Origin of the sequence: Brevibacillus sp. TJ4 (assembly GCF_044627595.2) — a bacterium.
Classification (GTDB): domain Bacteria; phylum Bacillota; class Bacilli; order Brevibacillales; family Brevibacillaceae; genus Brevibacillus.
Genome location: NZ_CP185865.1, coordinates 3,455,087 through 3,475,704 on the forward strand (window position 1 = coordinate 3,455,087; position 20,618 = coordinate 3,475,704).

General features: G+C 54.9%; 19 protein-coding genes. 4 read left to right on the forward strand and 15 right to left on the reverse strand.

Annotated elements, in window-relative coordinates; all coding sequences use genetic code 11:
- Nucleotides 1–85: 85 nt before the first annotated feature.
- A complete protein-coding gene (locus ACAF76_RS16865) occupies nucleotides 86–1,534 on the reverse strand; it encodes a DHA2 family efflux MFS transporter permease subunit (RefSeq protein ID WP_400162027.1) in 1,449 nt (482 codons plus the stop codon).
- 178 nt (nucleotides 1,535–1,712) lie between these two features.
- Between ACAF76_RS16865 and ACAF76_RS16870 the strand changes: the two genes are divergently transcribed.
- The 4 genes from ACAF76_RS16870 (at nucleotide 1,713) to ACAF76_RS16885 (ending at nucleotide 5,005) form a co-directional block, all read left to right on the forward strand.
- Nucleotides 1,713–2,618 (forward strand): hypothetical protein, encoded by a 906-nt coding sequence (locus tag ACAF76_RS16870; protein ID WP_400162029.1) that lies wholly within the window; start codon nucleotides 1,713–1,715, stop codon nucleotides 2,616–2,618.
- 137 nt (nucleotides 2,619–2,755) lie between these two features.
- A complete protein-coding gene (locus ACAF76_RS16875; protein ID WP_400162030.1) occupies nucleotides 2,756–3,172 on the forward strand; it encodes an Rrf2 family transcriptional regulator in 417 nt (138 codons plus the stop codon).
- Between the two features lie 96 nt (nucleotides 3,173–3,268).
- Nucleotides 3,269–4,132, forward strand: coding sequence for an SDR family oxidoreductase (locus ACAF76_RS16880; RefSeq protein ID WP_400162031.1), 864 nt, complete (start codon nucleotides 3,269–3,271; stop codon nucleotides 4,130–4,132).
- 114 nt (nucleotides 4,133–4,246) lie between these two features.
- On the forward strand, nucleotides 4,247–5,005 hold the full coding sequence (locus ACAF76_RS16885; RefSeq protein ID WP_400162032.1) for a MerR family transcriptional regulator: 759 nt from the start codon (nucleotides 4,247–4,249) through the stop codon (nucleotides 5,003–5,005).
- A gap of 66 nt (nucleotides 5,006–5,071) precedes the next feature.
- On the opposite strand, the gene ACAF76_RS16890 is transcribed toward ACAF76_RS16885, so the two are convergent.
- The 14 genes from ACAF76_RS16890 to ACAF76_RS16955 all read right to left on the reverse strand — a co-directional run bounded on the left by ACAF76_RS16890 (nucleotide 5,072) and on the right by ACAF76_RS16955 (nucleotide 20,612).
- Nucleotides 5,072–7,195, reverse strand: coding sequence for an EAL domain-containing protein (locus tag ACAF76_RS16890; RefSeq protein ID WP_400162033.1), 2,124 nt, complete (start codon nucleotides 7,193–7,195; stop codon nucleotides 5,072–5,074).
- Nucleotides 7,196–7,378: 183 nt separating this feature from the next.
- Entirely contained in the window at nucleotides 7,379–8,566 is a 1,188-nt protein-coding gene (locus ACAF76_RS16895; RefSeq protein ID WP_400162034.1) for a CaiB/BaiF CoA transferase family protein, read from the reverse strand.
- 23 nt (nucleotides 8,567–8,589) lie between these two features.
- Nucleotides 8,590–9,735, reverse strand: a complete 1,146-nt coding sequence (locus tag ACAF76_RS16900) for an alpha-hydroxy-acid oxidizing protein (RefSeq protein ID WP_400162035.1) — start codon at nucleotides 9,733–9,735, stop codon at nucleotides 8,590–8,592.
- Between the two features lie 21 nt (nucleotides 9,736–9,756).
- Complete coding sequence (locus ACAF76_RS16905) at nucleotides 9,757–10,536, reverse strand: enoyl-CoA hydratase-related protein (protein WP_400162036.1); 780 nt, start codon at nucleotides 10,534–10,536, stop codon at nucleotides 9,757–9,759.
- 31 nt (nucleotides 10,537–10,567) lie between these two features.
- The gene (locus ACAF76_RS16910) at nucleotides 10,568–11,239 is read right to left on the reverse strand and encodes a methionine ABC transporter permease (protein WP_400162037.1); all 672 of its coding nucleotides are present in this window, start codon (nucleotides 11,237–11,239) and stop codon (nucleotides 10,568–10,570) included.
- A complete protein-coding gene (locus tag ACAF76_RS16915) occupies nucleotides 11,232–12,254 on the reverse strand; it encodes a methionine ABC transporter ATP-binding protein (RefSeq protein ID WP_400162038.1) in 1,023 nt (340 codons plus the stop codon). The genes ACAF76_RS16910 and ACAF76_RS16915 overlap by 8 nt, the downstream gene beginning before the upstream one ends.
- Nucleotides 12,255–12,344: 90 nt before the next feature.
- Nucleotides 12,345–13,154, reverse strand: a complete 810-nt coding sequence (locus tag ACAF76_RS16920; protein WP_400162039.1) for a MetQ/NlpA family ABC transporter substrate-binding protein — start codon at nucleotides 13,152–13,154, stop codon at nucleotides 12,345–12,347.
- Nucleotides 13,155–13,404: 250 nt separating this feature from the next.
- Nucleotides 13,405–14,148, reverse strand: a complete 744-nt coding sequence (locus ACAF76_RS16925) for an amino acid ABC transporter ATP-binding protein (RefSeq protein WP_400162040.1) — start codon at nucleotides 14,146–14,148, stop codon at nucleotides 13,405–13,407.
- Nucleotides 14,149–14,162: 14 nt separating this feature from the next.
- Nucleotides 14,163–14,822 carry an amino acid ABC transporter permease gene (locus tag ACAF76_RS16930; protein WP_400162041.1) on the reverse strand — a complete coding sequence of 220 codons (660 nt, stop codon included), beginning with the start codon at nucleotides 14,820–14,822 and terminating at the stop codon, nucleotides 14,163–14,165.
- A gap of 93 nt (nucleotides 14,823–14,915) precedes the next feature.
- Nucleotides 14,916–15,716: an amino acid ABC transporter substrate-binding protein gene (locus ACAF76_RS16935; RefSeq protein WP_400162042.1), complete on the reverse strand. Its 801-nt coding sequence runs from the start codon at nucleotides 15,714–15,716 to the stop codon at nucleotides 14,916–14,918.
- 184 nt (nucleotides 15,717–15,900) lie between these two features.
- Nucleotides 15,901–16,533: a bifunctional 4-hydroxy-2-oxoglutarate aldolase/2-dehydro-3-deoxy-phosphogluconate aldolase gene (locus tag ACAF76_RS16940; protein WP_400162043.1), complete on the reverse strand. Its 633-nt coding sequence runs from the start codon at nucleotides 16,531–16,533 to the stop codon at nucleotides 15,901–15,903.
- The gene (locus tag ACAF76_RS16945) at nucleotides 16,530–17,564 is read right to left on the reverse strand and encodes a zinc-binding alcohol dehydrogenase family protein (RefSeq protein WP_400162044.1); all 1,035 of its coding nucleotides are present in this window, start codon (nucleotides 17,562–17,564) and stop codon (nucleotides 16,530–16,532) included. The genes ACAF76_RS16940 and ACAF76_RS16945 overlap by 4 nt, the downstream gene beginning before the upstream one ends.
- The gene (locus ACAF76_RS16950) at nucleotides 17,561–19,090 is read right to left on the reverse strand and encodes a tagaturonate reductase (RefSeq protein WP_400162045.1); all 1,530 of its coding nucleotides are present in this window, start codon (nucleotides 19,088–19,090) and stop codon (nucleotides 17,561–17,563) included. Before ACAF76_RS16950 ends, ACAF76_RS16945 begins: the two co-directional genes overlap by 4 nt.
- 13 nt (nucleotides 19,091–19,103) lie before the next feature.
- Nucleotides 19,104–20,612, reverse strand: a complete 1,509-nt coding sequence (locus ACAF76_RS16955) for a UxaA family hydrolase (protein WP_400162046.1) — start codon at nucleotides 20,610–20,612, stop codon at nucleotides 19,104–19,106.
- Nucleotides 20,613–20,618 lie beyond the last annotated feature (6 nt).

The window sequence follows — 20,618 nt, forward strand, 5'->3', positions numbered from 1 at the left end:
GGTGCTGCTTTCCAAAATGAAAAAGGCAGTCAAATCGGGACGAAACCCTGAATTTGACTGCCCTTTTTGTTATGCTTCGAACGCTTTACACTTTGACTCGCTTCAGGAAAAAGGCGATAAACAGCCCGATGGCGGCAGCTATCGTCCCGAACAGGAAAGCACTTTGCACCCCTGTGGTAAAGGCGATTTGAAGCTGCAGAGGGTCCTCCGGATTGGGGGACTGGGCGAGAAATCGCGCTTGCCCGGCTGCCATGATGGACACAGCGACCGCTGTTCCGACAGCACCGGCTACTTGCGTCAATGTATTCATAATCGCCGTGCCATCAGGGTACAGCTCCCGCGGCAGCTGGTTCAGCCCGTTTGTCTGGGCTGGCATCATAACCATCGAAATGCCGACCATCAAGGCGACGTGCAGGCCGATAATAAACGCGGACGGTGTCTCCATGGAAATGTTCGTAAACAAGTACAGCGTCACAAGACAGATGCTCAAACCAGGAATCACCAGCCATCTCGGACCGTACTTGTCAAACAGGCGGCCCATGACAGGCGACAGAAACCCGTTGATCAAGCCACCCGGCAGCAGGATCAACCCTGCCGCGAAGGTCGTCAATGCGAGCGACGTCTGCAAGTACAGCGGCAGCATGATCATCGACGAGAGAATCACCATAAAGCTGGCGAGCACGAGCAACAGACCGATGACGAACATCGGATAGTGAAACACGCGCATGTTCAGCATCGGCTGTTCCATTTTCAACTGGCGCAAGACAAAGAGCAGCAGCGCAATCCCGCCGACGATCAAGGAAGCGATGACTACCGGATTGGCAAATCCGCCTTCGCCTTCCCCGGCATGGCTGAACCCGTATACGACGCCGCCAAAGCCAAGCGTGGAAAGCACGATCGAAAACACGTCAATTTTCGGTTTGGTCGGTACCGTGACATTTTGCATGTACGTCATCCCGAACAGCAGGGACAGCAGCAAAAACGGCAAGCTGATCCAGAAGATCCAATGCCAAGACAGGTATTGCAGAATCAATCCTGACAACGTAGGGCCTACCGCAGGGGCGAACATGATGACCAGCCCCATCATTCCCATCGTGGCACCGCGTTTGTGCGGAGGAACGATAATGAGAATGGTGTTGAACATCAATGGCAGCATCAGCGCAGTTCCGATTGCCTGGACACAGCGGGCGATCAACAAGAAGCTGAAACTAGGAGCAACAGCCGCAATCAGTGTGCCAACAATGGAAAAGGCCAGAGAAATGATGAACAACTGCCTGGTCGTGAACCACTGCAGCAACAGGCTGGATACCGGTACCAAGATCCCCAGGGTAAGCAGGTATCCTGTCGTCAGCCACTGAATCGTCGCGTGCTGGACACCAAAAATTTGCGTCAGGTCCCGAAGCGCCATATTCAGCGAGGTCTCACTGAAGAGACCGATGAATCCCGCGATCAGAAAAGAGGCGATGATGTGTGTGGTGCGGTACACCTTCTTCTCTTCCGCTTGGACGACATCATGTTTCGTTGCGACTTCCATTTTGTTTGTAGCTCCTCTCCTTCTATCCAATAACTCGGTTTCTCTATTTGTCAAATGTACCATATTCCATTACGTTTACGTCAAGAACCGAACTGCTGGGGAGTTTTCCATTTGCAAGTTGGCCCGCTTTCGTTACCATACATAGTAAGAGCTTTCATGCAAAGGAGGAAAATGCAAGATGAAAACGGCATTTCACGATATTGTTGACGAATCGCGAATCGGCTTGTCCGATCACGGAAACGTAAATGACATCCTCGCCAGAGCAACAGCCGAAACTCTCAGTCCTGCTGACGAAGACAGGCAAAAGGTGTTGTTTCTGGCGATCGACATGCAAAACGACTTCATGGAACGCGGCGAGCTTGCCGTGCCGGGCTCGCATCAGGACGTCGCCAGGGCAGCGCGTTTTCTATATGAAAACATGGAGAAAATCACACAGGTCGCCGTCTCCCTGGACACGCATCAGCCGCAGCAAATTTTTCATCCGAGCTGGTGGATCGACGAGCACCATCATCACCCCGCTCCCTTTACGATCATCAGGCGACAAGACGTGGAAAGCGGAAAATGGCGGGCCGTCAGCCATCCGCAGGAAAGCCTGGCGTACGTGACGCACCTCGAAGAGCAGAGCAAAAAGGAACTGTGCATCTGGCCTTACCACTGCCTGGAAGGAAGCTTTGGCGCCGCGCTTGAGAGCCAATTTTCCCACATGGTCTACTTTCACTCTATCGCCCGCCAATCCGTGCCGATACGCATCGTCAAGGGCAAGGAACCACTGAGTGAAATGTACGGCATTTTCAAACCGGAGCACGGTACATACAAAGAGGAGCAGCTCGGTTTTCTGCACAGCCTCAAGCAGTACGAGCGGATCATTGTCACAGGCGAGGCGAAGTCGCATTGCGTGCTGGAGTCGCTCGGGCAAATGCTGGAGTTTTACGCGGACGATCAGCAGGTTACGTCCAAAATCGTCGTCCTCGAAGACTGCATGAGCCCCATTCCCGGATTTGAGGAGCAGACCGAGCAGACATTTGCCAAGTGGAAAAAAGCGTACAACATTACACTCACTGACTCTGCTTCCTTTTTCCTGTAAGCGAGAAAGCAGAGCGGGCCATTCCCGGGATCGGACGAGCGGGAATGGCCTTATTCTGTAATGTGCAACTGGCCATCCAAGAGCTTGACGTTTCCCATTCGATATAACTATAATGGTTACAACGGTGGTGATGCCTTTTGAAGCAGATCAGTTCACGCTTTTCCATTGCAGTGCATACCCTCTCCCTGATCGCCCTCGAACCCCATGACTGCACCGGAGACTACATCGCGGGCAGCGTCAATACGAATCCCGTCGTCATCCGCAGAATCATGGGCATGTTGAAAAAAGCGGGGTTGGTAGAGGTGCGACCGGGAGTAGGAGGCGCTTCGCTGCTCAAACAGCCGGAGCAGATTACGCTGCTCGACATTTATCGGGCTGTGAACGTGGCAGAAGAGAGCCAGCTCTTTCGCATCCACGACAAGCCGAACATCGCATGCCCGGTCGGACGCAATATCGAACAGGTCCTGCAAGCGGAGCTAACAGATGCGCAAGCCGCGATGGAACAAAGGCTCGCCCAGACTTCGCTCAGCCAGTTGATCGGACAGTTTACGTAAAATACTTGCTCTTTTGTCAGGGCATTTATTTTATACACCTGTTGTAACTTTTGTTGTTATAACAGGAATACTTACAACAAAATGGAGGAATTGGCCATGAAGATGTTGGTGACAGGCGCAACAGGCAAACTCGGATCAAAAGTAGTAGAGGCTCTGCTGAAAACCGTACCGGCAAGCCAGATCGCTGTCAGCGTACGCGACCCACAAAAAGCGGAAGGCCTTCGCGCGCGCGGCATTGACGTACGCCCGGGAGATTTTAACGATCCGGCGAGCCTCGATGCTGCCTTTGCCGGAGTCGACCGAATCTTGATCATTTCTGCGGATGGCGACAATGAAACGAGAATTCGCCAGCACACGAATGCAGTAGAAGCGGCAGCGCGTGCAAACGTACGCTTTATCGCCTACACGAGCCTGGCAAATGCGAAAGAAAGCAAGCTGTTCCTCGCCCCTCCCCACCAGGCGGCAGAGCAAGCCATTTTGAAAACCGGCATCCCCTACTCCTTCCTGCGCAACAACTGGTACCTGGAAAACGAGACTGCGAGCATTCAAGGTGTGCTGGCAGGCGCTCCGTGGGTCACCTCAGCCGGTGCCGGAAAGGTAGGCTGGGCGCTGCAGCAGGATTATGCAGAAGCTGCGGCAGCCGTCCTCGCCGGCGAGGGGCATGAACATACGATCTACGAACTGTCCGGCAAGCTGCTCACGCAGGAAGAACTGGCGTCTGCTGTCGGCGCTGTTCTGGGCAAGGACGTGCCTGTACAGCAAGTCGACGACGCTGCCTATGCCGATATTATGAAGGGCGCTGGCGTACCGGACTTCGTGATCCCGATGCTGGTCGAGATTCAAAAAGGCATCCGCGAAGGTGCGCTCGAGGTAGAGAGCAACGATTTCGAAAAACTGCTCGGAAGACCTGCCACGCCTGTCGACCGGGCACTGCGTCAAATTGTGGACAGCATTTCCTGAACAAAAACACCGACCTTTCTTCTCCCCGATAGAAAGGTCGTTTTTTTTGGAAACATACGATTGACATTGACGTATACGGAAAGGTGTACAGTATGGGTGTCAGGAGGTGACGGCATGGAATACTCGGTGCACAAGCTGGGCCGATTGGCCGGAGTGAGTACGAGAACGCTGCGGTATTACGATGAGATCGGGATTCTGAAGCCGGCCAGAATCAACTCGTCGGGATACCGGATCTACGGGCAGGCAGAGGTTGGTCGCTTGCAGCAGATTTTATTCTACAAGGCATTGGGCGTCAAACTCGACGTGATCAAGCAAATAATGACCTCTCCCGGCTATGACGAAGCCCGGGCACTGCAGGAACATCGCGCACAGCTCCTCGACAAGCGAAAACAGTTGGATGCGCTGATCGCCAATGTGGAGAAAACGATCGCATCCCGGGAAGGGAGAGCTACGATGACCGACCAGGAAAAATTCGAAGGCTTCAAGCAGCAGTTGATCGAGGAGAACGAAGCGAAATACGGAAAGGAAATCCGTGAGAAATACGGCGAAGATGCTGTCAAACGCTCTAATGAAAAGCTGAAAAACATGACCCAGGAAGAGTATGACGAAATGAAGCGACTGGGGCAAGCGGTGCTGGATACGCTGGCAAAAGCGTTTGAGACCGGTGATCCCGGCAGCGAACTGGCACAACAAACGGCAGAGCTGCACAAGCAATGGCTGACTCATAGCTGGAGCGCCTACAGCAAGGAAGCGCATGCTGGCTTGGCGCAAATGTACGTAGATGACGAACGGTTTACCGCCTACTACGAGAAACAGCCGGGCATGACCGCGTTTTTGCGCGACGCCATTCACATCTACACAGGCGTGAAGTAAAAACAAGAAGGCCCCGTCACATTGATGGCGGGACCTTCTTCGTATTTCTCCGAGAGTCGCATGCTTCTAGCTCGTTTGCAGCAAGTAGCGGTCAAAGTCGGCCTTGGTCAGAGGCTTGCTGAACAAATACCCCTGCCCGTGGTCACAGCCGTTGACCTGCAAGGCTTTCACCTGGTCGGTCAGCTCGATTCCTTCGGCGATGACATTCATGTTCAGGCTTTCGGCAATCGTTACGATCGCTTTGACGATCGCCTGGCTTTCCTGATTGTGGTGAATATCGCGAATAAACGAGGCGTCGATCTTGATCGTATCGACAGGCAGGCTTTTGATGTAGCTAAACGAGCTGTAGCCCGTACCGAAGTCGTCGATGGAAATCTGGATGCCGATGCTGCGAATTTGCTGCAGCACCGCGGTAGCTTCCTCCATTTTCAGGAATATGCTCTCCGTGATCTCCAACTCCAGCCATTCGGGAGAAAGCTGCGTTTCCTCGAGGATCTGCTGAATGACCGACACCAGGTTCTTTTGATAGACTTGGCGCGCAGACAGGTTGACCGAGACTTTCAGGCTGTGTCCTTCGTCGTGCCACACCTTGTTTTGCCGGCATGCCTCGCGCAAAATCCATTCGCCCAGCGGCAGGATCATTCCCGTCTCCTCGGCGATCGGAATGAAACGGTTGGGGGCAATGACGCCAAGCTCCGGGTGAATCCAGCGGACGAGTGCCTCCATCCCTGTCAGTCGACCTGTCCGAATATCCATTTTGGGCTGGTAGTGCACCTGGAAATGCTCCAGTTCGATCGCTTTGCGCAGCTCGTTTTCCATCAGGATGCGCTCCAGTGATTTCGTCTCCATCGTCTCGTCAAAAAAGTCGTACCCGCTGCGGCCGCGCGCTTTGACCGTATACAGCGCCGTATCCGCCCGTTTGAGCAAGTCCTCGGCCTGATCGCCGTCCTTGGGGAACAGCGAAATCCCGATACTGCAGGACAGGTTCAGCTCTTGTCCCAAGATGGAAAACGGCTGCTGCATCCGCGAAATGATCTGCTCTGCCACGTTGGCTGCTTCCTGTTCATTCGCCAGTTGATGCAGCAAAATGGTAAACTCGTCTCCGCCCAGACGCGCGACCATATCGCCCGGCTTGACTGATTCGCCAAGGCGTTTGGCGGCTTCTACCAGCAACATGTCTCCCGCCTCATGTCCCAATGTGTCGTTGACGTCCTTGAACCGGTCCATGTCGAGGAAAAGGACGGCAAGCCGGGAACGAAAGCGCTTTGCCTGGCGTATTTCCCTGTTCAGGTGCTGGATGTACATCCGTCTGTTCGGCAAATCGGTCAGCGGGTCGTGGTACGCGAGATGATGGATCATCTCTTCGGAATGCTTGCGTTCGGTGATGTCGCGGGTCACGAGAAGCAAGCTCTTCACCTGATCCTGCTCGTCTGCGACCGGATTCATCTTCGTCTCTGTCCAGATCGTCTCTCCGGATTGTGCCTTGAGCCGACATTCCACGAGGTATTCCTTGCGCGAACTGCACGTGTAACGGATCGCCGACTCCATCACGTCGCGGTCCTCATCGACTACCCAGTCCAGCAGGCTGTACGTCTTCTCATTCGCGATCTCGTGTCCGAATACTTGTTTGTGCGAAGAAGACAGGTACTGAAAGTTCCCATCGGTGTCGATAATCGAAATGACGTCGGAAGTGTTTTCGGCGATGAAGCGGTACAGCTCCTCGCTCTTCTTGATTTCCTCTTCCATTTGCTTGCGGGCGGTGATGTCGTTGCGAATGGAGATGTACTGGTAAATTTTCCCTTCTTGGTTGATGAACGGTACGATCGTGGTATCGACCCAGTACAGGCTGCCATCCTTCGCCCGGTTGCAAATCTCCCCGCGCCAAATTTTTCCGGAGCCGATACACGCCCACATGTCCCGGAAAAACTGCTTGGGATGTGTACCCGAATTCAACAGGCGATGATCCTGACCGATAAGTTCGTGGCGTCCGTATTGGGAGATGCGGCAAAACTCGTCGTTTGCAGACAGAATCGCGCCGCGCTGATCCGTAATCGCGACGATCGTCGATTGATCCAGCGCGTAGCGGACATCCTTCAGTTTTTGCAGTGCCTGTTTGAGCTTGTCGTCCTTTTCGCGCAACAGGTCTTCCCATTCCTGTGCAGAAAGTTCTGCCATCGTTTGGTATGCCATATCTGATCCCTTTCCAATGTGAATGATATACGTAGCTTTTATACGGTACCGCGTGAATTTGCTTTATTGTACCATGGAACAGATTGGATTCGGGGATTTTGCAGGCGCCGATTCGTTACATTTTTGAAAACACGGGCACGGGATAAAAAAGAGCCATCCTTCTCGGGATGGCACGTCGCATGATTAAATGATCTTGTTTTCCGCCAGCTTTTGAATCTGCTCGTCGGTGTACGCCAGCTCTTTCAATACTTCCTCGGTATGCTGGCCGAGCAGTGGAGCAGGGCGGTTGATTTGTCCCGGTGTACGCGACATTTTGGCCGGGATGCCCAGGCTCTGGACTTTTCCCGCCAGCGGATGCTCGTATTCCACGACCATCTCCCGCGAACGAATCTGCGGATCATTCAAGGCTTCGTCGTAGCGGTTGATCGGACTGGAAGGCACGCCCGCCGCATCCAGTCTGGCCAGCCAGTAGTCAGTGTCCTGCTGTTCGAGCACTTCCTGGATCACCGTCTCCAGTTCATCGAGGTTGTTTTTGCGGTCCGTATTGGTCACAAAACGCGGATCGGCAATCAACTCCTCGCGCTCGATAACATCCCGGCAAAACGCTTCCCACAGCTTTTGATTGCCCGCGCCGACGAGAATGTGTCCATTGCGGGTGGCAAACCCTTGATACGGTGCCGTTACGCGGTGAGCGGAGCCATTCGCCATGGATACTTCTCCCGCGCCGAAGTAGGCGGCAGACTCCCATACCGTCCAGGCAAGACCCGAATCGACGAGGGAGATGTCGATATACTGTCCCTCGCCCGTCTGCAGCTTGTGGATGTACGCCGCCATGATCGAGTATACAGCCGTTACCCCTGCTGCGATGTCGTGGATGGCGATGCCGTTTTTCACCGGACGTCCGCCCTTCTCTCCAGTCATGCTCATCAGCCCGGACAAGCCTTGGGCCATGATGTCGTAGCCGCCCTTGTGGCTGTATGGTCCTGTTTGTCCGTAACCGGAGATCGAGCAGTAGATCAATCCGGGATTGATTTCACGCAATGTATCGTAGTCGATCCCCAGCTTTTTCACAGTTCCGGGGCGAAAGTTTTCAATGAACACATCTGCTGTCTTGACCAGGTCCAACAGGATCGCTTTGCCGGCTTCTTCTTTGATGTTGAGGCGAATTCCCCGCTTGTTCCGGTTTGCCATCATAAAGCTGTAGCTCTCCTGATCGACGTACGGCCCCATCGTCCGGCTGTCATCGCCGTTTGGATACTTCTCCACCTTGATGACGTCCGCACCGAGATCACCGAGCACCATCGTGCAGTACGGTCCGGCCAGAACTTGCGACAAATCCACCACTTTCATGTTTCGTAACGCTTGTTGCATTATTGTAAGCCTCCACGTTGTATTTACCGTTGTATCAGAATGCTCCGGTTGAGATCGGCTACGGACGTACTCCCGGAGAGAGCCATCGCCACATCCAGTTCGTTCAGCAGCGTGTCGATCACGCTGGCGACGCCCTTTTCTCCGGCAACTGCCAGGCCGTAAATGAATGGTCGGCCGATCAATACCGCATTCGCTCCCAATGCAAGCGCCTTGACGACATCTGCGCCAGTGCGTACGCCGCTGTCGAGCAGAAGCGGGATTTTACCGGCGACAACCTCGGCAATCGCAGGCAGCGCCTCCAGCGAAGCGATCGCTCCATCCATTTGTCGCCCGCCGTGGTTGGAGACGATGATTCCGTCTACGCCGTGCTCCAGCGCCAGCTTGGCATCTTCCGGGTGCAGGATTCCTTTTACGAGAATCGGCAATTTCGTCTGTTCGCGCAAATAGGCGATATCGTTCCAGGTGAGGGCAGGCGTATAGATCGTGCGCAAAATCTCTTCGACCGCTTTCTCCGGCGTCACTTCCGACAGACGCGAGCAAAAGACCGGGTCAGTGAGGTAATTCGCCATGCCTTTGCCTTCGCGCAGCGGCGAGTAGCCATTGCGGAAATCCCGCCGCTTCCAGCCGAGCATGATCGTATCTACGGTCAGGACGATTGCCGAATAGCCAGCCGCTTCTGCCCTTCTGACCATGCTGGCGCTGACTTCCCGATCGGTCGACCAGTAGAGCTGGTACCAGCGGGGAGCATCGCCCATGACTTCGGCGATTTCTTCCAGCGAGTAGGAGGACACGGTGCTGACCACCAGCGGTACGCCGGCTGCCGCTGCTGCCCGCGCCGTCGCCAGTTCGCCCTCGGGATGGGAAATCGCCTGCATCCCGACCGGAGCGAGAAATACCGGCGTTTTCAGGTTTTGTCCGAACAAGCTGATTTGCATCGTGCGGCTACTCACATCGCGCAGCATCCGCGGCACGATCGCCCAGCGGGAAAACGCTGCCCTGTTGGCGGCAACCGTCTCCTCCGCTCCCGATCCTCCGTACGTATAATCAAACGGACCTGGAGGCACGAGCTCTCGCGCCCTCTGCTCCCAATCCTCGAAGGAAATCGGCAGTGCCTCCGTCTCTTTTTGTACTTTTGTGAATAGCAAGGTTTCCTTATTTGTTGGCGCCATGTTGCTCTCTTCCTTTCTTGGTTAGCGAAAATGTGGTTTTCTCTTCTCCAAAAAAGCCTGTACGCCCTCTTTGTAGTCATCGGAATCAAACGATTGCAGCACCATCTGGGCGATTCTCTCGTCTTCCTCCGTATGGCCTTCGAGAATGGCTTGCACCATCTGTTTGGTTCCGCGCAGGGAAACCTGGGAGCGCTCCGCGAGCAACTGGGCGAATTCGTACGTCTTTTCCATGATCTCGTCCGTATCGTACAGGCGATCGATCAGGCCGATGCGGTACGCTTCGGCTGCATCCAGCGCGTTGGCCGTATACAAAATTTCCTTGGCCTTCGACGGACCTACGAGATCGACGAGGCGCTTGGTGCTCGTCAAATTGTAGACAATGCCCAGCTTGGCCGGGGTGATGGCAAAAATCCCGTCTCCCGCGCTAAAGCGGAAATCACACGACAGCGCGATGTCCAGTCCGCCGCCTACAGCGTACTTCTGAATCATCGCGATCGTCGGCTTGGGAAAGCGATGCAGACGGTCAACCGCCTCCATCGAACGGTCATTGTACGCCCTTGCCTTCTCCGCAGACGAGCGATTCGTCAAAAATTCGCTGATGTCCGCTCCGGCGGCAAACGCCGTATCGTCTACCCCGCGAATGACGACGATCTTGGTCTCGTCATCAGCTTCCAACTCATCCAGTATCTCCGTCAGTCCGATCCACATGTCCAGCGTAAACGCGTTGCGCTTTTGCGGCCGATTGAGCACAATCGTCGCCACCGCTCCCGTTTTGGTGATGTACAAACTTTTTTCTTCCATCCTATTTTCACACCTCCCTGTCAGATTTGCACTAATCTTTTTTATACTTCGCTGCTAGTTTGTTCCCCAGCGATTGCAAACTTTGTACCATCACAATCAAAATGAACACGGTCACGTACATGACGTCGACCTCGTAGCGCAGGTGGCCGAATCGGTACGCCAAATCTCCCAGACCGCCAGCTCCGACGAGACCGGCCATCGCCGTCGCGCCGATCAGGTTGATCAGGGCAATCGTCAAGCCGAGGATAATCGTAGGGCGAGCCTCGCGCAGCATCACATGCCAGATGATGTGGCGGGTGCGAATGCCCATCGATTTGTACGCTTCAATCACGCCGCTGTCCACTTCCACCAGCGCATTTTCCATGAGGCGTGCGATCGAAGGGGCAGCGTGTACGATCAGCGGAACGATCGCTCCCTTGATCCCGATCGAGGTGCCGACGATCAGCTTGGTAAACGGCAGGATAAAGAACAGGAGGATAATAAACGGAATCGAACGAACGATATTGATGATGACGTTTAACACCTGGTAAACCAGTCGATTTTCCAGCGCGTTTCCCGGTCGGGTCAAAATCAGCAATACCCCCAGCGGCAAACCGATCAGTACGGAAAACACGAGCGAGATCGATACCATCTGAAAGGTCTGGATGATCGACTCGCCGATGATGGGCATGCGCCCTTCGATAAACTGCTGCAGCTCACTCATCTGCCACTTTCACTCCTTCTACCTTTACTCCTTGCTCGACCAGATAGGCAATCGCCTTTTCCGTCTCCTCCTGTTCGCCCAAGAGATGCACGACCAGCGTACCGATCTTTTCCTGTTTGAGCTGGATGATGCCACCCGCGAGGATGTTGGCAGATACCGCAAAACGGCTGCTCATCGACGTCAGCACCGGCTTTCCTGTACTCTCACCGACAAAGGAGAGGCGAACCACCGGCCCTGTCGCCCGCAACTCTTCGAGCAGTGCGGGAGGCAGCTCCTTGTGGTAGGTGCTGTTGACGAACCGCTTCGTCGTCGGATGGGCAGGCTGTGCGTAAATATCGACGGTTCTCCCCTGTTCGATCACACGGCCATTTTCCATTACCGCTACACGGTCGCATATTTTTTGGATCACGTGCATTTCATGGGTAATCAACAAAATCGTGATGCCCAGCTTCGCGTTGATTTCCAAGAGCAGCTCCAGGATCGACTCTGTCGTTTCCGGGTCCAGTGCGCTGGTCGCCTCATCGCTGAGCAGGATTTCCGGCTCCTGGGCGAGAGCTCTGGCAATCGCCACCCGCTGCTTCTGCCCGCCGGAAAGCTGACTCGGGTAAGCGTCGTGCTTGTCCTCCAGTCCGACGATGCGCAAGTACTTGGAGACGCGCGCGTCGATCTCCTCCTGCTTCACATCCGTCAAACGCAAGGGAATGGCGATGTTCTCATACACCGTTGCCGTCTTGAGCAAATTGAAGCCCTGAAAAATCATGCCGATCTTGCGGCGCACCTGCAACAGCTCTTCGGCAGACAGATGGGTTACATCCTGCCCGCCGAGAATGACGGAGCCGGACGTCGGCGCTTCCAGCAGGTTGACACAGCGAATCAGCGTGCTTTTGCCCGCACCGCTGTAGCCGATAACGCCAAAAATTTCTCCCTTTTTGACTTCCAGGGAAACATCCTGAATTGCCTGAATTTGACCTTTTTTCGTATGAAACGTCTTGGATACATGCGAAAGCGTAATCACACCCGTACGGAACCTCCTTTAATCTCTGGCTGAAATGTTGTCTTTGGAAAAAGCTGTGACTCCACCCTCAGACGAGTGGAGCCAGTGGCATTACCAGACGGGAATTACGGAGCCCTCAAAATGTTCCTCGATGAAGGTCTTGACTTCGTCACTCTGATAGGCCTTAACCAGTTTTTGCACGGCTGCGTCATCCTTGTTCTCGGTACGGACGACGATGACGTTGTGGTGCTTGGAGTCTTTTTGCTCCAGGTAAATGGAGTCCTTGCCCGGCTGGAGATTATTTTTGATGGCGTAGCTGGTATTGATCGCAGCGGCTGCCAGATCGTCCAACTGCTTGGCAATTTGTGCCGCATCCAATTCTACAAACTTCAAATTTTTCGGATTTTCTTCGATGTCCAGTACCGTCGCTTCGTCGCCTGCACCGTCCTTGAGCTTGATCAGTCCGGCGCTCTGGAACACCAGCAATGCCCGTACGCTGTTGGTCGGGTCGCTCGGCAGCCCGATGATGTCGCCTTCCTTCAGCTCGTCCAGGCTCTTGATTTTATTGGAGTACACGCCCATCGGGTTGAGAACCGTCTCGCCCACCTGGGTCAGATCAGCGCTATGCTCGGATTTGTACGTTTCCAAAAAGGGAATTGTCTGATAGCTGTTTGCGTCGATTTCTTTTTCGACCAGCGCGATATTGGGCATCTGGAAGTCGGAGAATGCCTTGATCTCTACTTCCAGTCCGTCTTTTGCCGCCACTTCCTTTACTTTTTCCAAAATCTCTTCGTGAAGGCCTGACGTTACCCCAACTACGATCTTGTTTTCACTGATTGTGGTGCTTGCCTCCGAACTTCCGCAGGCAGCCAGTGCCAAAACAAGCAAACCCGATGCCAATACACGTACTACTTTTTTCATGTGATAAGTCCCCCTTCAATTTCCATGTAAACAGGTATGATTAGTGTGAATAGAATGTACAAGCATACGCTTTGCCACGCGCTTTACGGCGATCGACAAAGCACCATTCCCGCGTTTACAGGAAACCCACTCCATTCTGTATAGAAGAAACTATACATCAGAGCTATTTCCTAGTCAATAACTATGTTTAATCAGGATTAAACGCAAAAAAAGCCCCGCCAAGCAGCAGGGAAGCTGCTTCGGAGCCTTCTTACAAAACGCGCTGCAAAAACGCCTTCGTCCGTTCGTGGCGCGGATTGGCGAAAAATTGCTGCGGCGGACCTGCCTCGATAAACTCGCCGCCGTCCATGAACATGACCTGGCTGGCGACCTCCCGGGCAAAGCCCATTTCATGCGTGACCACGATCATCGTCATCTGCTCTTCGGCCAACTGCTTGATGACCTGCAGCACCTCTCCGGTCAGCTCCGGGTCCAGTGCGGAGGTCGGCTCGTCGAACAAAAGGATGTCTGGCTTCATCATCAGGGCGCGGGCGATTGCCACCCGCTGCTTTTGACCGCCGGACAGCTTCGCCGGATAGGCGTCCGCCTTTTGCTCCAGTCCTACCTTGGCGAGCAGCTCGATGCTGCGCTTCGCGACCTGGTCGCCTGACTCGCCTTTGACGATCTTGGGCGCGATCTCCAGATTTTCCTTGACCGTAAGATGAGGAAACAGGTTGAAGTGCTGAAACACCATTCCCATCCTGGAGGTAATCCGCCTGATCGCCTGGCTGCTGGCGTAGACCCCGTCTTTGACCAGGTAGTCGTCCTCGACGCGGATGCTGCCCCCGTTTACCTCCTCCAGGTGAATCAGGCTTCGCAGCATCGTGCTTTTGCCCGAGCCGGACGGTCCGATGACGGCGATGACGTCGTTTTTCGCGACCTCAAACGAGACATTTTTCAATACTTCCAGATTGCCAAACGACTTTTTCAGATGAGACACCTGTAACATTGCCATCTCACATGCTCCCTCTATTCAAACCTGTATCGTTTTTCCAGCCATTTGAAGAACATCGTCAGGACGAGCGTCATCAGCAAGTAGATAACCCCGGCGATAAAGAATGGCACAATCGTAAAATCACGGTTTACCGCTGTCTGCGCAAAATGCAGCAGCTCCGGAACGGCGACCGCGTACAACAAAGCCGTGTCCTTCACCAGCGTAATCGATTCATTGGCTACAGCAGGCAGAGCCACACGGAACATCTGCGGCAAAATAATCTTGCGCGTCGTCTGCCATTTGGAAAATCCGAGAACCTGCGCGGCTTCGTACTGGCCCTTGTCGATCGCAAGCAATCCGCCGCGAAAAATCTCCGCGAAGTAGGCAGCGTAGTTGAGGACGAAGCCGACACAAGCCGCGACGAAGCGATCCATGACCAGGTATTCGCCAATGAAAGGGAGCAGCGGCAATCCGAAGCAAATAAACAACAACTGCAAGAGAAGCGGGGTTCCCCGCATCACGTAAATGTAGGCGTGGGCAAACCCGGCCAGTCCCCTGTTGCTGCTTTTTGCCATCAAGGTAATGAGAAAGCCCAGCGGAATCGAGCAGATGATCGCGATCAAAAAGAGCAGTACCGTCATCTGCGCCCCTTCCAGCATGGGCACGGTTATCGTAATCAGGTAATCGATACTCATCTTCGTATACTCCTAATCTGTATACTGCACTTCTCTGTAACAAGGGCAAAAACCGGACTGTCAGTCGTCATCCGGTTTTTGCTTGCAGCTTCGTTATTTCAATACGCGATCTTCGCCGAACCACTTCTCGGAAATCTGCGCTGCCGTTCCGTTGGCATTCAGCTCGTCCAGCGCTTTTTGCAGCTCCTCAAGCAGTGCCTCGTTGCCTTTTTTCACGCCGATTCCGTACTCTTCCGGCGCCAGGGAGTCATCCAGCAGCTTGAACGTCCCCTCTTCCTTCGCCATATAGTAGTCCGCCACGATCTGGTCGATCACGACCGCTTCGATGCGGCCGATTTTCAAGTCGTTCAGAGCGAGTACGTTGTCTCCAAACTCGACGATTGTTTTGATCTCGTCCTTGATCGGATTGGCGTTCAGCGCGTCTGCTGCGGAAGACAGCTTTTGCAGCCCTACTTCCTTGCCTGCCAGATCGTCGATGCTTGCGATCTCGGAGTCGGCCAGGGTGACGATCACCTGCGCGTTCTTCAGGTACGGCTTGGTGAACAGCACTTTTTCCTTGCGATCCTCAGTAATGGTATAGCCATTCCAGATCAGGTCGATACGGCCGCTGTTCAGCTCCGATTCCTTGGCACTCCAGTCGATCGGCTGGAACACCGCTTCCTTGCCCATCAACTCTGCGGCTGCCCGGGCGTAATCGATATCAAAACCGACGATTTCATTGTTTTCATCGCGAAAACCCATCGGCGCAAATTTGTCGTCAATTCCGATGATGAGCTGCTCTTTCGCTCCTTCTGCGGCACCTGTGGCATCGCTGCCCGTATTTGCACTGGAGCAGCCGACAACCAACGAGAGCATCGCTCCTACCATCAGACAGATTCCTGCTAGCTTTTTCATGTTTCTCCCCCTGTTTCTCTGTTTACTATGGTAAAGTGGTAACTCATTAACAAGATAATATGATAGCACAGCTAAAAGAAAGAGTCGAGAGTATAGTTATACTATATGCAAAAACAGAAACAGGCTCTTCTTTGCATCTCGCAAAAAAAGAGCCTGTTACACTCGTATACGCGTTTAGCCGGACCTACGCCCGCACGCTTTTATACACCTGCACAAACTGCTTCGCGGCACGTTCGATCTCCTCGGCCGTCTCGTACTGGTAGAGCGCGCCGCCCACGCCCACACAGACCGCTCCCTGGCGCAGGTAGTCGGCGAGATTGTCCAGATTGATTCCTCCGGTCGGCATCAGCGGGATATGCCCCAGCGGGCCTTTTACATGCTTCAGGTACTCGGGTCCCAGCGCATCGGCCGGGAAGACTTTGACGATGTCTGCCCCCGCTTCGTAGGCGGTCAAAATCTCCGTCGGAGTCATCGCACCCGCAGCCATCAGCACGCCGTAACGATTGGCCAAGGCGATGACGTCCGTCTTCACCACCGGGGTGACGAGAAAATCAGCGCCGGACTCGATCGCCCGCTTGGCTGTCGGCGCATCCAGCACCGTGCCCGCTCCGAGCAAAATGTCCTGGCCGAATTCTTTTTTCAACACTTCGAGACAAGCGTAGCCATCGGGATGCTCGACCGTGATTTCCACCGCCGTCACCTCTGCCCGCTTCAATGCGGAGACGATCTCCACGACGGTCTGCGGCTTCATTCGCCGCATGACCGCCACGATTCCCGCCTGCTGCAGACGCTGATAGACATCCAGCCGTTTGCTCATTTCCCACACTCCTCTTCATCCAGCGTAATCATCGACTTGATCACGCCTCGATTGGGCTTCATCAATTCCTCGTGCTCCTTGGCAAAGCGCGTAAACGGAATGATTTCGGAAATATACGCGGCAGAGTTGATCTTGCCTTCATTCATGCAGTCGATCACGTAGGAAAAATCATCCCGCGTCGCATTGCGGCTGCCCATCAGCGTAAGCTCCTTGGCGTGGAAGTCAGGATCGGAAAACGCGATCTGATCCTTGACCAAGCCTACGTAGACGAGCGTTCCGCCATGCGCCACAAAGTCAAAAGCGCCGCTCATCGAGTGCTTGTTCCCGGTCGCGTCGAACACGACGGTCGGCAAATCTTGCCCGTTCAGCTCCAGAATACGCTCCTTCGGCTGATCGGAAGCGAGCACGATCTCGTCACACGCATCCCACTGTTTGCAAAACGCAAGCCGCTCCTCGCTCATGTCCATGGCGATGACCTTGGCTCCCTGCAGCTTGGCAAAACGCGCTACCCCAAGTCCAATCGGCCCCATCCCGATCACCAGCACAGTCTCCTGCTGCTGCAGGCGGGCGCGGCGCACCGCGTGCGCACCGATACACAGCGGCTCGACGATCGCCGCTTCCTCCCAGGACAGATGCGGTACAGGCAGCACATGGGTGGCAGGTACGACGAGCGACTCGCGCATTCCCCCGTCAATATGGACGCCCAGTACGCGCATCTGCGTGCAGCAGTTCGTTTTTCCGCTGCGGCAGGATACGCAGGTGCCGCAGTGCATGTACGGGATGATCGTGACCTTGTCTCCTGCTTTGACCGCGGTCACACCTGCGCCTGTTTCGGCGACCTCGCCTGACAGCTCATGGCCGAGCACCCGCGGGTAGGCAAAAAACGGCTGATTCCCGGCATATGCGTGAATGTCTGTGCCGCAGATGCCGATCCGCTTGATGGTCACGCGCACTTCATGCTCCCCCACGCTGGCGGGAGCTGTCTCGATCATCTCCATGTTTCCCGGTTGCTGACATACGATTGTTCTCATCGCTCTACCCCTTCCGCTGTTGAAAACCCGATTTGCTGCAATGCCTGGCGAATGCCGTGCCGTACGATTGCCTCCACGTGCCGCGTCACTTCCTCAGTCAGTCCGGCGACCTGATTCAGGTCCTCATCCCAGATCCCGGTCATGCCGAGGAAATGCTCCACACCAGCCGAAAGCGAGTCTGCTCGTTCCCACACTTCGCCCAGCTCGGCGACAAACACCGCATGATCGCGAATTTCGTATGATTCATTGTTGTCCCTGTGACCGACGAACTTCTCCCCATCGCTCTTTCCGCGATAGAAGACGAACAATGCTGCCAGGCCAAACGTCAACGCCAACGGCAGCGTCCCTTTTTCCGCCTGGTAGGCACGGACGCAGGGAAGCACCCTCGTCTTGTACTTGGACAGCCCGTTTAAGCTGATGTCGTGCAGACGGTGGTGCAAATACGGGTTGGCGAAGCGCTGCAGCACATCGTCGATGTAACCCTCCGCCCGCTCGCGGTTTGTCGCCGACAGCGTCTCTGTGATTTCTGCCGACATCGCCTGCAGCAAATAGCCGCGCAACTGCCGATCCTCTACCGCTTCTCTCACTGTATCCACCCCGGCCAAAAAGGCCACTGCCGCCAGCAGCGTATGCGGGGCGTTCAGCAGCTTCACTTTCAACTCGCGGTACTGGTCGATCCGGTCAAAGTGGACGCGCAGGCCTGCCTGCCGAAACGGCAGCTCATCTGCCAAACCGTCCGGTCCTTCGATGACAAACAGGTGGTACGGTTCGCACACCGTCAAAAGCTCGTCCTGATAGCCCAGCCTGCTCGCCCACGCTTCTTCCTCCCCGTGCGGATAGCCTGTGACAATCCGGTCCACCAGCGTATTGGCAAACACGCAAGAGTGGTCCATCCAGTCAAGAAAGTCGTCAGACAGCCCCCAATGGACGGCTGCCTGCTTGCACAGTTCCTGCAAGACGCGGCCATTGTCCTCGACCAATTCCAACGGCAAAATCACCCAGCCAGCTTCTGCCGCCCCCTCAAAATGCCGATAGCGATGATACATCAGCGCAACCAGTTTGCCCGGGTATGACAGGGGCGATTTTTCCGGCTCCCACGCTTCCTCGCTCCATTGCAGCCCGGCTTCGGTCGTATTGGATACGACGAAGCGAATGTCGGGCGATTCAGCCGTCCGCAGCGCTGCCGCCCAGTTGTCATACGGGTTGATTCCTCTGCTGATCGCATCGACCAGTTCGATCCGCTCGACGGCCTCGCCGTTTTCCAGACCGCGCTGCACCAAGGTATACAACCCGTCCTGCCTGTTCAGCTTGGGCACGACTTTGCCGCGCGGAGTGGGCTGGATCGCCACGGCGCGACCGGAAAAGCAGCCGCTGCGGTTCATGCGGTACAACATCCAGTCGAGAAAGCCGCGCATGAAGTTTCCTTCACCGATCTGCAAAACACGCTCCGGGAGCGCAGCATAGCTCCCCGGATCGCTTGCCTGCAGTCTGTTACGGTTGAGTGCCGGGATCTGTCCTTGATCCATCGCCGCTCCCTCCTTACAGCATGACGCCATCTTTGAAGATCGCGATCTCTTTGTAGCCGTACAATTCATTTTTCGTCTGGACGCGACCGGAGGCGAGATCGAGCACGTATTGGAAAAAGTCTTCGGCCACTTCTTCCATCGCCGCGCCCTCGACCAGTTTTCCGGCATTGTAGTCAATCCAGTTTTTCTTGCGCTCGTACAGCGGCGTGTTCGTGGAAATTTTCACGGTCGGCACAGGGCCGCCAAACGGCGTCCCGCGTCCGGTCGTAAACAGCACGATCTGACAGCCGGAAGCAGCCAGGGCCGTCACCGAGACGAGGTCATTTCCCGGCCCCTGCAACAGGCTGAGCCCGTTGCGGGTTACGCGATCGCCGTATTGCAGGACATCGTCTACCCGTCCGAATCCGCCTTTTTGAACACAGCCGAGCGATTTTTCCTCGAGAGTGGTAATGCCGCCTTTTTTGTTGCCCGGCGACGGATTTTCGTAGATCGGCTGACCGTTTTTGGCGAAGTAGTGTTTGAAATCGTTGACGAGCTCGACGATCTTGGCGTACACCTGCTCGTCTTTTGCCCTCTCCATCAGGATCGTCTCCGCGCCGAACATCTCGGGTACCTCGGTCAGTACCGTAGCGCCCCCCAGCGAGATGAGCTGATCGGAGAAAACGCCGACCAACGGATTGGCAGTGATCCCAGACAAGCCGTCCGACCCTCCGCACTTCAAACCTACCTTCAGCTTGGATACAGGAACTTCCTGCCGCTTGAACTGGGAAGCATAGGCCACCAACTCTTCGATCAGCTCCAGACCTTCTTCCATCTCGTCTTCCACCTGCTGGACGGCGAGGAATTTGACCCGATCGGCGTGGTACGGACCAATCGCCTCTTTGAACAAGTCAATGTAATTGTTCTCGCAGCCCAGTCCGAGTACCAGGACGCCGCCTGCATTGGGATGATTGACGAGATCGGCGAGAATTTTTTGCGTGTGCACCAAATCGTCCCCGAGCTGCGAACACCCGAACGGATGCGGGAAATGGTAGACGCCGTCGATATGCTCGGATTTATACGTCTGATCCGCCATCTTTGCCAGTTGCTCCGCTACCTTGTTGATGCAGCCTACAGTGTTGACAATCCAGATTTCGTTGCGAACCCCTACGTCGCCATTCTCCCGCACATAGCCGAGAAAGGTCCGGTTCTCGTCACGCGCATGCGGGTAGACACTGGTCGCAACCGGATTGTAGGAATAGCTCACTTCGCCTTCCAGATTCGTTTTTACATTGTGGCTGTGTACCCATTCACCGGCCGAGATGCCTGCCGTCGCGTGTCCGATCGGAAAGCCGTACTTGACGATGTCAGATCCTGCCGCAATCGACTGGTTGGCGATTTTATGTCCGCTCGGAATGTCTTCACAGGCGACGACAGTCTGTCCGTTTACTTCGACGCTCTCCCCTTTTTTGACATCCCGAAGGCAAATCCACACATTGTCCGATTTGTGTATCTGGATGAAGCCTTGTTTGGTTTCTTCCACAGTCCC